At 55.2% G+C, this 14351-nt stretch carries 10 protein-coding genes; 3 read left to right on the top strand and 7 right to left on the bottom strand.

Translation table 11 applies throughout. The annotated features are described in order from the left end of the window. Window positions 1-362: 362 nt before the first annotated feature. Window positions 363-3476, bottom strand: coding sequence for a multidrug efflux RND transporter permease AcrD (gene acrD, locus BUB06_RS16205; protein WP_039474125.1), 3114 nt, complete (start codon window positions 3474-3476; stop codon window positions 363-365). A gap of 182 nt (window positions 3477-3658) precedes the next feature. After that, window positions 3659-4426 carry a pimeloyl-ACP methyl ester esterase BioH gene (bioH, locus tag BUB06_RS16210; RefSeq protein ID WP_039474128.1) on the bottom strand — a complete coding sequence of 256 codons (768 nt, stop codon included), beginning with the start codon at window positions 4424-4426 and terminating at the stop codon, window positions 3659-3661. A gap of 99 nt (window positions 4427-4525) precedes the next feature. Here bioH and gntX point away from each other — a divergent pair, with 99 nt between their 5' ends. Together gntX and nfuA are read left to right on the top strand one after the other, a co-directional pair. Beyond that, complete coding sequence (gene gntX, locus BUB06_RS16215) at window positions 4526-5227, top strand: DNA utilization protein GntX (protein ID WP_039474131.1); 702 nt, start codon at window positions 4526-4528, stop codon at window positions 5225-5227. Between the two features lie 60 nt (window positions 5228-5287). Further along, complete coding sequence (gene nfuA, locus BUB06_RS16220; protein WP_039345583.1) at window positions 5288-5863, top strand: Fe-S biogenesis protein NfuA; 576 nt, start codon at window positions 5288-5290, stop codon at window positions 5861-5863. Window positions 5864-5933: 70 nt separating this feature from the next. On the opposite strand, the gene malQ is transcribed toward nfuA, so the two are convergent. From malQ to glpG, 4 genes are read right to left on the bottom strand one after another with little or no spacing between them, the layout of a single operon-like run. Beyond that, entirely contained in the window at window positions 5934-8018 is a 2085-nt protein-coding gene (malQ, locus tag BUB06_RS16225; protein WP_039474135.1) for a 4-alpha-glucanotransferase, read from the bottom strand. Between the two features lie 12 nt (window positions 8019-8030). Continuing rightward, window positions 8031-10577 (bottom strand): maltodextrin phosphorylase, encoded by a 2547-nt coding sequence (gene malP, locus BUB06_RS16230; protein ID WP_080726796.1) that lies wholly within the window; start codon window positions 10575-10577, stop codon window positions 8031-8033. Between the two features lie 42 nt (window positions 10578-10619). Next, window positions 10620-11378 carry a DeoR/GlpR family transcriptional regulator gene (locus BUB06_RS16235; RefSeq protein ID WP_010299419.1) on the bottom strand — a complete coding sequence of 253 codons (759 nt, stop codon included), beginning with the start codon at window positions 11376-11378 and terminating at the stop codon, window positions 10620-10622. A 24-nt stretch (window positions 11379-11402) separates the two neighbouring features. After that, window positions 11403-12236 carry a rhomboid family intramembrane serine protease GlpG gene (glpG, locus tag BUB06_RS16240; RefSeq protein ID WP_039474138.1) on the bottom strand — a complete coding sequence of 278 codons (834 nt, stop codon included), beginning with the start codon at window positions 12234-12236 and terminating at the stop codon, window positions 11403-11405. A 221-nt stretch (window positions 12237-12457) separates the two neighbouring features. Here glpG and agp point away from each other — a divergent pair, with 221 nt between their 5' ends. After that, entirely contained in the window at window positions 12458-13711 is a 1254-nt protein-coding gene (gene agp, locus BUB06_RS16245; RefSeq protein WP_039474140.1) for a bifunctional glucose-1-phosphatase/inositol phosphatase, read from the top strand. An 84-nt stretch (window positions 13712-13795) separates the two neighbouring features. On the opposite strand, the gene glpE is transcribed toward agp, so the two are convergent. Then, window positions 13796-14119 carry a thiosulfate sulfurtransferase GlpE gene (glpE, locus tag BUB06_RS16250; RefSeq protein WP_039474143.1) on the bottom strand — a complete coding sequence of 108 codons (324 nt, stop codon included), beginning with the start codon at window positions 14117-14119 and terminating at the stop codon, window positions 13796-13798. Between the last annotated feature and the right edge of the window lie 232 nt (window positions 14120-14351).

A 14351-nucleotide genomic window follows, 5' to 3' on the forward strand; every position in this document is an offset into this window, starting at 1 on the left:
AACCTATATGATGACATTGTAACAGTAGTATCGTTCATTGAAAAAGCCATGCTGTATTAAAGATGTCCATCTGAGCAGCAGAGCAGGATTTTACTTTGCTTGTAAATCAACCAAAGATAACCTCACTACGAAAACTTCCTGACCATCTGGAACATTGCTGCTTACTCGCTATGCTATCTTTTTCCTTCATGTTGTTTCAGCACGCTTAGCTCCATCCGATTAGATTACGATGGTCCTTAGGTTAGCCAAAGCGAAATCGCTATATAATACCGCAAAAGACTTTGCCTGAACCGAAGGGCATTGATAGTGTAAAAATATAAAACACTTATTAATCAAACTAATAAATACTCTACTAATTTGAATCACTCCACCCTTTCCTTCAGCGGAAAGCGGCGGCGCACGACGACAAAGAACAGCGGCACGAAGAAGATGGCGAGGAAGGTCGCGGCTAACATGCCACCGATCACGCCCGTTCCCACAGCATGCTGACTGGCTGAGCCAGCACCGCTGCTGGTCGCCATCGGCAGGACGCCGAAGATAAACGCCAGTGACGTCATCAAGATCGGCCGCAGGCGCTGACGGGAGGCTTCCAGCGTGGCTTCAACCAGATCCTTCCCTTTCTGGTTCATCTCGTTGGCGAATTCCACGATCAGGATGGCGTTCTTCGCCGATAGCCCGACGACCGTCAGTAGCCCAACCTGAAAATAGACATCGTTTTCCAGACCGCGCGCCCAGGTCGCTACCAGCGCCCCCAGCACGCCCATCGGCACCACCAGCATGACGGAGAACGGCACCGTCCAGCTTTCATATAGCGCGGCCAGACACAGGAACACCACCAGCAGCGAAATGGCATACAGCGCCGGTGCCTGCGCCCCGCTCAACCGCTCCTGCAACGACATGCCCGTCCATTGCAATCCAAAACCTTCCGGCAGTTGCGCCACCAGCGATTCCATAATATTCATCGCCGTACCGGTACTGACGCCCGGCGTCGCCTCGCCAACAATCTCCAGCGAGGAATAACCGTTGTAACGCTCAAGGCGCGGCGATCCGGTTTCCCAAACGGTTTGCGCAAAAGCGCTGAACGGCACCATGCCGCCGCTGTTGTTACGCACATACCATTTACTGATGTCGTCCGGCAGCATGCGGAACTTCGCCGCCGCCTGAACGTAAACTTTTTTCACACGACCACGGTCAAGGAAATCATTCACATACGTCGATCCCCAGCCCGTTTTCAACGTACTGTTGATATCATCCACCGACACGCCCAGCGCCTGTGCTTTGCGCTGATCGATATGAATCCGCAACTGCGAGCTGTCGTCCAGACCATTGTGACGCACGCGCGTCAGCTCGGGGTTGCTGTCAGCCATGTTCAGCAGTTGATCCCGCGCCGCCATCAGCGCATCGTGCCCCAACCCACCGCGATCCTGTAACCGCATGGCGAAACCTGCGGCACTCCCCAAGCCGTTAATCGACGGCGGGCTGCTGGCGAACACGCGCGCTTCCTGAATATGACGAAAGGCTTTAGTCGCGCGTTCGATCACGGCAAACGAGCTGCTCTCCGGCGTCGTGCGTTCATTCCAGTCTTTAAGGCGCACAAACAGCCGCGCCACGTTTTGCCCGTTTCCACCTGGCCCCGAACCAATGGTGGAAAACACAGACGTCACGGTGTCTTTTTCCTGCGTGAGATAGTACTGCTCGATCTTGTTAACCACCTGTAAGGTCTGCTGCTGCGTCGAGCCCGGTGGGAGCTGTACTTGTGTCGTGAACACGCCCCGATCTTCCTGCGGCAGAAACGAAGTCGGCAGCCGAAAAAACAGGAAGGCCATAATCCCGATGATGCCCATATACAGCAACAGCCAGCGCCCGCTGCTGATCAATATCTTGCCGACACCGCGTTCATACTTCAGCGACGTGCGGGTAAAGCTCCGGTTAAACCAGCCGAAGAACCCTTTGCGGCCGTGGTGTTGACCCTTAGCGAGCGGCTTGAGCAGCGTCGCGCATAGCGCGGGCGTCAAAGTCATCGCCACCAGCACTGACAGGATCATTGAGGTCACAATCGTGATGGAGAACTGGCGGTAGATCGCTCCCGTGGTGCCGCCAAAGAAGGCCATCGGCACAAATACGGCGGACAGCACCAGCGCAATCCCGACCAACGCCCCTTGCACCTGCCCCATCGATTTTCGCGTCGCGTCCCGTGGTGAGAGCCCTTCCTCGCTCATCACTCGCTCTACGTTTTCCACCACCACAATGGCATCGTCAACCAGCAGGCCAATCGCCAGCACCATCGCGAACATCGTCAGGGTGTTCAGGCTAAAGCCGAAGGCATACAGCACGGCAAACGTGCCAAGCAACACCACCGGCACCGCAATCGTGGGAATCAGGGTGGCGCGGAAATTCTGCAAAAACAGGTACATCACCAGAAAGACCAGCAGCACCGCTTCAAACAGGGTTTTCACCACATCGGTAATCGAAGCTTTTACAAAGGGGGAGGTTTCGAAGGCAATTTTGGCTTCTAGCCCGTGCGGGAAGTACTGCGACAGCTCCTCGATACGTTCTCTGACGCGCTTATCCGTTTCCAGCTCATTCGCGCCAGACGCCAGCGTCACCCCCAGACCGGAGGCGGACTGACCGTTGAAACGGCTGAGAAAATCGTAGCGTTCGGCACCAAGCTCGACTTCTGCGACATTGCCGAGCGTCACGGCAGAGCCGTCTTGATTGACGCGCAGCGTGATATCACGAAACTGCTGTGGCGTCTCTAACAGCGATTGTGCGTTGATCGTAGCGTTCAGCGCCTGATTATCCACCGACGGTACACCGCCGACCTGCCCTACCGAGACCTGGCTGTTCTGCGATTCGATGGCCCGTACCACGTCGCTGGTGGTCAGCGCATAATCCATCAGTTTGGCCGGATCCAGCCAGATGCGCATCGCATACTGCGACCCATAGGCAGAAACTTCACCCACCCCGCTGATGCGGCTGATCGGCTCCTGAATATTTGTTGCGACGTAATCGGCGATGTCCTGTTTGTCCATGCTGCCATCGGTAGAGACAAACGCGACCATCAGGATATTGGTATCGCCGGTTTTACTGACGGTGACGCCCTGCTGCTGGACTTCCTGCGGCAGTTTGCGGATGGCGGACTGAAGCTGGTTTTGCACCTGCTGGCGGGCTTCATCGGGATCCGTGCCAGCCTCGAAGGTCAGCATAATTCGGGACTGACCGGTGTTGCTGCTGTCCGAGGACATGTACATCAGGTTATCCAGCCCAGTCATGCTCTGTTCGATAACCTGTGTAACGGTATTTTCCAGCGTCTGCGCCGATGCACCGGGGTAGCTCGCCGTGATCCGCACGCTGGGCGGTGCCAGATCGGGATACTGTTCTAGCGGCAATGACTTGATGGCCAACATACCGCACAGGCTGAGAAGGATAGCCAGCACCCACGCGAAAATGGGACGGTCGACAAAAAAGTTCGCCATCTCTCCTACACTCCTCAGCCCTATTTTGACGTGGCTGCTTCACGAACAGCCTACTTATTATCAACCGGAATAGATTCACTCAACCCAGAGAAAAACCCTGCGCACAGGGTGCCAAGTTACCTTAACTGCCGACGTCAGCTAAATCGTGGAGAAATTGAGGAGAAAATGTAAATTATCGTCGGCTACGCCTGAGCAAACGCGATCACCTGCTCGGTAAAAGCATCAGGATGCGAGATAAACGGTGCATGCGCAGCCTTTGGAATCACTACCGAAGTTGAGTCCGACCACTCATCATCCAGCAATCCGGCAACCTTGCGCGGCACCAGCCCATCTAACGCACCATAGAGCCGCAGGAACGGCACGGCCAAGTCGGCTAACGGCTGGCGTAAATCTGCTTCACGCAAAATGGCCAACCCGCCGTTTAATACCTCGACTGACGGCATCGGTTGTTCCAGCACCACGCTTTTTAACAGTCGGGCATCCTGCCGTGCGCTTTCCGTTCCCAGTGTTTGCAGCGCCAGAAACCGTTCGACCGTACGCTGGAAATCTTCACTAAGCTGCTGTTGAACCCCCTGCAAGACGTCTGGCTTGATTCCCGGCCAGCCGTCCTGTGCGCTGAAACAGGGCGATGACGCCACGGTAATCAGCTTTTCCACCCGCGCAGGGGCGCTCAGCGCAATCTGGCTGGCAACCAGTCCGCCCAGCGACCACCCCAGCCAGACGGCACGCTCCGGTGCCTGCGCCAGCACGTAGTCCGCCATGTCACTCAGCGACATCGGCCCAAATCCCTGACTTCTGCCATAGCCCGGCAGATCGACCAGATGCAGACGAAAATGCGGAGCGAGTCGCGCAATAATGCTTTGCCATACCTGCGCATTCAATCCCCATCCGTGCAGCAACACAAGATCCGTGTTTCCTGCACCTTCGGTCTGCCAATACAACGCCGCCATCAGTTATCTTCCTTTCTCAGGGAACCCCTTAACGCTTGCATGGGGTCAATATATTTCAGGGAAAACCGTATTTAGGAAAAACGATCTTTAAGGAAAACAATGTTAACCATCTCCGCACGCTGCTGGCTATGCTTATTGCCGCTTCATCACAGCCAGCAGGGTATTTGCTCGTACTGCCAGCGCCATTTGCCCCGCTTGCCTCTCTGCTGCCCGCGCTGTGGCTTGCCCTCAGCCGACACCACGCATCAGTGCGGACGCTGCCTACAGACCCCACCGCCCTGGCAGTCGATGACCTTTATCAGCGACTACGCGCCACCGTTCAACACGCTGCTGAAGCATTTCAAGTTTCACGGTAAAACCGAACTGGCAGCGGTACTCGCCCGACAGCTGTTATTGCGCTGGCAGATGACCTACCGCGAACGAAAGCTCACCGGACACGTTCCCCTGTTTCGCCCTGACCGCCTGTTTACCGTTCCCTTGCACCGGAACCGCCAGTGGCGGCGTGGCTTCAACCAGACCGAGCTGCTCGCTCGGCCTCTCGCCCGCTGGCTGAACTGTACTTACGAGCCACGCGAATTGCAGCGCACCCGACGCACACCGCTACAGCAAACGCTCAGCGCCAGCGCGCGGCGGCGAAACCTGCGGGGTGCGTTTTCCTGTGATGTCTCGCTGTCTGGGCAACAGGTGGTTTTACTGGATGATGTGGTTACGACGGGTAGTACCGCAGCCGAAATCAGCAGGCTGCTGCTGGGCCAAGGTGCAGCGGGTGTTCAGGTCTGGTGTTTGTGCCGCACCTTGTAGTCGGGGGGAGGATGGGCGTATTATAACCGATAAGTGCAGTCAACTATCGAGCTTACTATTATGATCCGTATTACCGATGCTGCTCAGGAGCATTTCCTGAAACTGTTGGCAAAACAGGAAGAAGGCACACAGATTCGCGTATTTGTTATCAATCCAGGTACGCCAAACGCCGAGTGTGGCGTGTCGTATTGCCCGCCGGATGCCGTAGAAGCCAGCGATACCGTACTGAAGTTTGAAAAAATTTCCGCTTACGTGGACGAACTCAGCGCGCCTTATCTGGAAGACGCTGAAATCGACTTCGTGACTGACCAGTTAGGTTCTCAGCTCACGCTGAAAGCGCCAAATGCTAAAATGCGTAAAGTGGACGACAGCGCCCCGCTGATGGAACGCGTGGAGTATGTGCTGCAATCGCAGATCAACCCACAGCTGGCGGGCCACGGCGGCCGTGTGACGCTGATGGAAATTACCGATGACGGCTTGGCGATTCTGCAATTTGGCGGCGGCTGTAACGGCTGTTCTATGGTTGACGTCACGCTGAAAGAAGGGATTGAGAAAGAGCTACTGGAAAAATTCCCCGATCTGAAAGGCGTGAGAGATCTCACCGAACACCAGCGCGGCGAGCATTCCTACTATTAATCGTCTCCCCTGCTGATTTCTCTGTGCTTTTCCTCCCCAATTCAGGGGAGGAAGAGTATTCGTTCTGTTGTCAGGCTTTCTGCGCTTTCATCGGCGCGCCACGACGCAAATCCATATCCCGAACCAATCGTTCAAGGCAGCGGTCAGCGAAGATCGACTCCAGCGGACGCGTGAGCTTGCGCCGCCAGTTGGGGTATTCACGATTGGTGCCCGGCACATTGACCGGTGTCGCCATATCCAGCCAGTCTTCCAGTTGGAATCCCACCAGTGCGCTTGCGCTGTCGGCGACGTAGCGATGAACGCCACGGCTTAGCGGTGCGCCCATTGTCGTCAGCGCCGAGTTGCGGCCAACCCGCTGCGGCAATAGCCCGAATTCGTGCAACGCGTTGAGCAGCCCCTGTTTCGCTTTCTCACGCTGCTGCATTTGTTCTTGCAGTAACGCTTCCGTCGGATACAGCCCCAACTCCCGCCCCAGTGATAAATCCACGGTTTGCCAGTAGCCGCGCAGCGTTGGGAGATCGTGCGTGGTAATGGTTGTCATCGCCTGACGCGGATAGTCTTCCGGTGCACGGAAGTGGTTCTCGTCGTCTTTTTCAAAGAACAGCACCTTGTAAGAATAAATACCGAAGTCATGTAGTTTACTGATAATTTCCGGCGGCACCGTGCCTAAATCCTCGCCGATAATCAGGCATCGATGACGCTGACTTTCCAACGCCAGCACGGCCAGCAGGTCGTCGACCGGATAATGCACGTAAGCCCCGTTGCCCGCCGATTCCGCCTTGGGTATCCACCACAGGCGCAAGAGCGCCATCACATGATCGATACGCAGGGCACCACAATGCGCCATGTTGCTGCGCAGTACGTCGATAAACGGTTGATAGCCACGCAGTTGCAGCATGGTGGGGTTCATCGGTGCAAGCTGCCAGTCTTGTCCCTGCGGCCCAAGCGGATCCGGTGGTGCGCCGATAGACGCATCAAGGCAATAGAGCTGACGTTCGTCCCAGGTTTCCGCACCACCCTGTGCGACCCCAACGGCTAAATCGCGATACAGGCCGAGCGGCAGACCAAGCTGTTTACTGTGCGCGTAGCACTCCGCAAGTTGCTCGTGCGCCACCCATTGCAGCCAGCTGTAGAACGTAATTTCCTCGCTGTTTTCACGGCGGAATGACTTCACAGTTTCACTGTGCACATCATGATAACTGGCAGGCCATTGGTGCCAGTCCGCGTAATTCTCACCCTGTTTTTTCAGGTAAGCCTGTAACGCATCAAACGTCGCCTGAAGTTGCAAGCTCTGCCCACCGCTAACAACAAACTGGCGAAAGGCGCTAATGCGCGGATCCAGCGCACTGCGCGTCGTAAAGTAGCGGAAAGCCAGCCGCAAAGCGGTCAGCTTAAGTGACGTCACCGGTTCATAATCGACCCAGCGCCCTGCCCGCAGCGCAGAAACCGCGCTTTGCGTATCCTCACGATGCCACCATGCCTGCGCTTCACTGCTCTGCTGGAAATCATCGATCCGATTCACATCGATATAAATAATGTTCAGCCAGTGCCGGGAGGAAGGGCTGTAAGGGCTCGCAGCCTCTGGCAGCGCGGGATACAGCGAATGCAGCGGGTTCAGCCCCACAAAGGCACCACCGCGCCGGGCAATCTGTTCTACCAGTTGGCGCAGATCGCCAAAATCCCCGACGCCCCAGTTATTCTGCGAGCGCAAGGTGTAAAGCTGGACGGTCACGCCCCACCAGCGTTTACCCTGTAGTAAGGCTTCGGGTTCATAGCAGCGGTGCGGTGCGACAATAATCCGGCAGCTCCAGCGCTGGTCGGCTTGCGTCAACGTCAGGTAGTGGTAACCCAGCGGCAGCACACCCGGCAGAGCCAGCGTTGAACCGCCTGTGATCTGTCCTTGAATTTGACCGCCGTTTTCATACATCAGCGTCCAGAGGAATTCACCGTGACCAGCAAGCTCGATGACCGCATCCCGGCCTTGCAAAAAGACCCGAACGGGCGGCAAGGGTGCATTACCGCTATCAGAAACGTCCATCATTGCCTGAATTTGGTTTCTGATTGCGGCCGCAACCATGTGCTCTTTGCCATACGCATCGGTGTAGCTTTCCGCGATGCCTGTCTGCTGGCTTGCCAGTTTATCCACCTTGAACACCCTCTCCTTTTCCTAACGATGCGCCTGCCAAATGCGCGTCTGGTAATCATGAATCGCCCGGTCCGAACTGAACATCCCCATTCTGGCGGTATTCAGCACACAGCGGCGCGTCCATTCATCCGGCTCACGGTAAAGCGCATCAACACGCTGCTGCACCTCACAATACGGTGCAAAATCGGCCATTAACATATAGGGATCGCCCAGCTTCAGCAGGCTATCCAACAGCGGGGCAAACGCGTTTTTATCCCCCTGACTGAACGCACCGCTCGCTAGCTCGTTCAGTACTTCACGTAGCAGCGGCGTCACGGCGAGGTAGTCAGACGGCTCATAGCCCTGCGTCTGTAGCGCTTTTACCTGTTCGACGGTGTGACCAAAAATGAACAGATTGTCTTCACCGACCTGCTGCGCCATTTCTACATTCGCCCCGTCCAGCGTGCCGACAGTCAGCGCGCCGTTCAGCGCCAGCTTCATATTGCCCGTACCGGACGCTTCTTTACCTGCCGTCGAAATTTGCTCAGAGACATCCGCAGCAGGAATCATCCGTTCAGCCAGCGAGACGCGATAGTCCGACGGGAAGACAACCCTCAGGCGATCGTTAACGCGACGATCCTGATTAATGACCGCGGCGACCCGGTTAATGGCATAAATGATATTTTTCGCTAATACATAGCCCGGTGCTGCTTTGGCACCGAACAAAAAGACGTGCGGCACTATATCCAGATGCGGATTGTCACGCAATTGACGATATAGCGCGAGGATATGCAGCAGATTCAAATGCTGGCGTTTGTACTCATGCAATCGCTTGATTTGCACATCAAACAGCGCCTGCGGATCGATGACGATGTCGTACTGCTGGCGGAGATAGGTCGCCAACTGCGTTTTATTATCGGCCTTGATTTGTCGATAGCGCTCACGAAAGCCAGCATCGTCAGCGTAAGGTTCCAGCCCTTGCAGCGCAGGCAGATCATTCACCCACGGCGTGTGCAGCGTGTCGTCGATCAGCGCGGACAGCGCCGGGTTACACTGTTTTAGCCAGCGGCGTGGCGTAATGCCGTTGGTGACATTATGGAATTTGGTCGGCCACAACTGGTGGTATTCCGGGAACAGATCTTTCACCACCAGTTCCGAGTGCAGCGCCGCCACGCCGTTGACCGCAAAGCAACTGACGACGCACAGATTTGCCATGCGAATCTGGCGCTGATGGCGAATTGCGAGCTTCTCCCATACCTGCCGATCGCTGGGCCATTTCTGCTCAACCTGCGCCTTAAACTGCGTATCAATTTGCCGGATGATAGACAGGTGGCGAGGAAGCAGGCGGCTAAACAGTCGTTCGTCCCAGCGCTCAAGCGCTTCCGGCATCAGCGTATGATTGGTATAGGCAAAGGTGCGTCCGGTTATCGACCAGGCTTCATCCCACGGTATCTGGTGTTCATCCAGCAGCAGACGCATCAGTTCAGGGATCGCCAACGTCGGGTGGGTGTCATTAAGCTGGATGACTTCATAATCCGGCAGCGTGGACAGCGCGCGCCCCGCGTTGAGATGACGACGCAGAATGTCGGCCACCGAACAGGCGCAGTGGAAATACTGCTGCATCAGGCGCAGGCGTTTGCCCGCCGCGTGATTGTCATTCGGATACAGCACGCTGGTCAGGCTGGAGGCGGAAATCCCCTCCTGTGCCGCACGCAGATAGTGCCCTTCGTTGAATAGCGTCAAATCAAACGGATCGCGATGCGTCGCACGCCACAAACGCAGCGGCTGCGCAGCGCCGTTGTGATAGCCAATCACCGGCAGGTCACAGGCTTCACCTCTGAAAACGGTATCCGGCAGCCAGCGCAGGGTTCCGTCAGTTTGAGGTTGCAGACGCCCGCCAAACCCGACATCCACCGCCAGCTCCGCGCGTGGTAAAAACCACGGATAGGTATCGCGCTGCCAGTCATCGGCCGTTTCCTGCTGCTTTTCCTGCGCAAAGTGCTGGCGGAACAGGCCATACTGGTAGTTGAGGCCGTAACCCGTTGCGGGCTGCCCCACCGTCGCCATCGAATCCAAAAAGCAGGACGCCAGCCGACCTAACCCACCGTTGCCTAACCCCGGATCGGTTTCCTGCTCCAGAATATCACTCAGGTTCAGCCCTTGCTCGGCCAGCACGGCGGCAACCGCGTCATACCAGCCCAAATTCAACAGATTGTTGCCCGTCAAACGACCGGGCAGAAATTCCATCGACAGGTAGTTCACATGGCGCTGAGGCGTATGGGTATTGGCAACAGGAGACGTTGGAGAGTCGGAGTGCATCAGCAACTGTTCAGACACCGCAAGGCTGACAGCACGCCAGCACTGCACTGGCGTCATCGCGTTAAGCGAGGCGACGCCACCGAGCCGCTGTTGGCGGCGCAGCGCAGCGGTAAATTCTGATACATCAAAGGCGATGACGGGATGGGCGGAGGAAACGGGCTGCGTTAACGCATCTGGTTTTTTTGCAGCCGCTGAACGTTTTGGCGATCCTGATACTTTTGACGATTCTGATCGCGTTGCAGAACCCAGCTTTCTTGAAGAATCTGACATCGTGCCTCCTCCTTTGTCCATCATGGAAAAGGCACATCGGGTTCAACACAACTCCAACTGTACCTTATGTTGTTCAATGATTTTCAGTACGCTGGGTGGTGGTGACTGATCGGTAAAAAGATAGTCGATCAAATCCATGTTGCCCAAATTCACCATCGCATTACGACCAAACTTGGAATGGTCCGTCACCAGCATGACGCAGCGAGAGTTTTCAATAATCGCCCGTTTTGTGCGCACTTCATGGTAATCAAACTCCAGTAATGACCCATCCATGTCAATACCACTGATGCCCAAAATGCCGAAATCCAGACGGAACTGAGAGATAAAATCCAGCGTCGCCTCACCCATGATACCGCCATCGCGGGTACGCACTTCACCACCGGCCAAAATCAGGCGGAAATCCTCTTTTGCCGTCAGCAGCGTTGCCACGTTCAGATTATTGGTGACCACACGCAGATCCTTATGCTGCATCAGCGCATAGGCCACGGCTTCGGGCGTGGTACCGATATCGATAAACAAGGTGGCGCCGTCTGGAATCTGGCTCGCTACCCGACGGGCAATGCGCGCTTTTTCATCCGACCACATCATTTTACGGTCATGGTAGGCCGTGTTAACCGAACTGGACGGCAATGCTGCACCACCGTGGTGGCGATGGATTTTATTCTGCTCGGCCAGCTCGTTCAGATCGCGACGAATGGTCTGCGGGCTCACCGCAAAATGCTCCACTAGCTCTTCAGTACTGACATAGCCCTGCTGGCGCACCAGCTCAATAATGGCGTCATGCCGTTGTGTCTGCTTCACATTTATCCCCTAAGACGCCCCGATTTACCGGGGGTTTGTTTTATTATACGTGTCCCAAAAGGCCATCAATAGCCCGACAACCAGCCCAGCTACATGCGCCGCATTCGCAATCGACATGCCTAAAATATCGAAATATCCGGCGATCAGCCACAGTAAAGCGAAGGCCATCAGACTGCGCGGCATGGATAAATAACCGTCAGGCTCTCGTTCCCCTCGCAGCCAGACATAGCCCATCAGGGCATAAACCACGCCAGACAGGCCACCAAAATGGGTGCCGCTAAACCAGGACTGCGCCCAGCCGCTAACCAGCGCGGAAACCAGCGTGATGACCAGCAATTTTCCGGTTCCCAGCACTTTTTCAACCGGGCCGCCCAGATACCACCACCACATCAGATTGAACAAAATATGCAGCAGGGAAAAGTGCAACAAAACATGACTAAACCAGCGCCACACCTCGACCTGTTGCCCTTCAGCCGGGAACGCCAGCCATACCATCACGCTCTCATAGCCCGAAATCTGCATCAGGATGAACACCGCAATCGTCACGACCATCAGGGATAGCGTCAGTGGACCTGCCTTTTGCTTCAGCATTTGCAGGTAAGAGTAGCGCTGGTATTGAATACCGGTATCCATCGATCCCGTTTGCCAACTGGCCGCCAGATAGCGCGGGTTTGTCGGGTCGCGCAGAAAAATCTCCAGCGCTTCCTGAACCTTGCTCAGTTGGGTTTCATCCTCCAGCCACAGTTCAGCTTCATGCCCCTGAGGCCGCATTTCCAGATGGACCTGCTGTGTACGCATGTAATCAACAAATGCCTGAGCCAGACGCGGGTTGGAGAGAGCAATAACGCGAGTCATCATAGCGGGAAGCGCCAGTGAGTAGGTTGAGTTAGGAACATGATAATAAAGATTCTACTGAATAGGCAGGACTATTGAATAGGCAGGGCTATTTCGGTGAAGTCAGTCAATCGTCACATTTCCGTCACAAAATATTTTTCGGTTCACAAAAAAAAAGCATGATGTGAAATCGTGTACTTCTACGCATTCACTATACGTGCCACTCACTGACCAGGAGCATGACCATGTCTTTACAACGAAAAGCGCTGTTTTGCCTCCCTTTACTATTGCCAGCCACCCTCTCTTTCCAAGCCGTTGCCAAAGAGGGCTATACGCTCGAACAGGTTGTGGTGTTTAGCCGCCACGGGTTGCGCGCGCCGTTAGCCAGTCCAAGTAGCGCACTCGGCAAGGTCACACCCGATGCCTGGCCGCAGTGGGATACGCCCAGCAGTTACCTGACCACACGCGGCGGCGTGTTGGAGGCCTACTTCGGTCACTATTTTAGCGAATGGTTGGTGGATAACCACCTGCTGGCTGCCGATACCTGCCCCACAGAGAAAGACGTCTCTTTCTACGCCAACAGCCTGCAACGCACTATCGCTACCGCACAATATTTCTCAGCGGGAGCATTCCCCGGCTGTCTGGTGCCGGTGTTACACAAAGAAAAACTGGGCACAATGGATGCCACCTTTAACCCGATCATCCGCGACAACAGCGCGACGTTTAAGCAGCAGGCCATCGATTCGATCAACCAAAAAGCAGGCGCTGGCGGGGTAAAAGGGCTCAATGAGCGATTGAAACCTGTGTATCAGCAGATGGCGGAGATTATTCGTTATACAGATTCTGCTAACTGTAAACAGGATAAACAGTGCGATCTGATGGCACAGGAAACAAACGTGCAGATTGAAGCAGGAAAAGAGCCTAGCGTGGTTGGCCCACTGAGAACGGGTACCGCCATTGCCGATGCCTTTATCTTGCAGTACTACGAGGGAACACCGATTAACAAGATCGGCTGGGGGCGCATTAAAGATGAGAAGCAGCTTGCCGATTTGGTGTCGATTAAGGAGTACTACAACAGCGTAGTGTTTAGCGCACCGGTTGTGGCCAAGGCTGTCTCTGCCAATCTGGTCGGCGCACTCGCGGGATCGTTTGGCACACAGCAACCCAAATTCACTTTTTTGGTCGGCCATGACTCAAACGTCGCATCGCTGTTCTCTGCGTTGGGCGTGAAGCCATATCACCTGCCACATCAATTAGAAACCACGCCGATAGGCGGCAAAGTGGTGTTCCAGCGCTGGCGCGACAGCCTTCATAACAAGGATCTGCTGAAAATCGAGTATGTGTACCAGTCTACTGAGCAGCTCGCTTCGCTGGCACCGCTTAACCGCGCCACCCCGCCGCAGCGCGTCACGCTAGCGCTCAATGCTTGTCCTGCTGACGAGGAAGGATTCTGCTCATTTGAGGACTTTGAAAAGATCACTAAGGCGCTGATGCCATAGCCATAAACAGAGAGTCTTTGCGATCTTTCGGATAGTGCTTGAGTTATTGCTGTGAGGGCTTCGTGTTTACGAAGCCCTCACCTCTCATACGGCTGACCGCACATCCTGCGGGTAGCGATTTTGCCAGGCTTCAAAGCCGCCATCGATGCTGTACACCGAATCAAACCCCAGGCTAATCAGGTACTGTGCAGCATTGCGGCTGCTAATGCCGTGGTAGCAAATCACCATGACCGGTGCTTCGAGGTCAGCGCCGCGCACAAAGTCAGACAGCGTCTCGTTCGTCAAGTGCGTCGCGCCGGGAACATGGGCTGTGGCAAAACTCTGTGGATCGCGAATATCAACGACAACGCCCCCTTCCTGCCAGCGGGAATGGGCTTGCTCAATACTGATAGCTTCAAATTGTTCCATCGAAAGTGACAACCTTGTTAATAATGGACAGGATGTTAGTAACCACTGACGTCATGGCAACCCGAGGCGTCATTGTAACCCGCCTTCAACGGCATAAAACCCATATGATTATAAGGTTATTTATAAAAACAGTGCTTCACTAATGTGGAGAGTGACGACAAAACAGCACAATTCCAGCCCAATATCCCTCCTTTTAATGTGACAACTATCATCATATTGTTAGGTTCGTCAC

Source organism: Pectobacterium carotovorum (assembly GCF_900129615.1).
Taxonomy (GTDB): Bacteria; Pseudomonadota; Gammaproteobacteria; order Enterobacterales; family Enterobacteriaceae; genus Pectobacterium; species Pectobacterium carotovorum.

Coding starts and splice junctions, on each gene's coding strand:
- acrD (WP_039474125.1), bottom strand. CDS start 3,476: ATGGCGAACTTTTTTGTCGACCGTCCCATTTTCGCGTGGGTGCTGGCT.
- bioH (WP_039474128.1), bottom strand. CDS start 4,426: ATGGCGGCGTTGTATTGGCAGACCGAAGGTGCAGGAAACACGGATCTT.
- gntX (WP_039474131.1), top strand. CDS start 4,526: ATGTTAACCATCTCCGCACGCTGCTGGCTATGCTTATTGCCGCTTCAT.
- nfuA (WP_039345583.1), top strand. CDS start 5,288: ATGATCCGTATTACCGATGCTGCTCAGGAGCATTTCCTGAAACTGTTG.
- malP (WP_080726796.1), bottom strand. CDS start 10,577: ATGTCAGATTCTTCAAGAAAGCTGGGTTCTGCAACGCGATCAGAATCG.
- glpG (WP_039474138.1), bottom strand. CDS start 12,236: ATGATGACTCGCGTTATTGCTCTCTCCAACCCGCGTCTGGCTCAGGCA.
- agp (WP_039474140.1), top strand. CDS start 12,458: ATGTCTTTACAACGAAAAGCGCTGTTTTGCCTCCCTTTACTATTGCCA.
- glpE (WP_039474143.1), bottom strand. CDS start 14,119: ATGGAACAATTTGAAGCTATCAGTATTGAGCAAGCCCATTCCCGCTGG.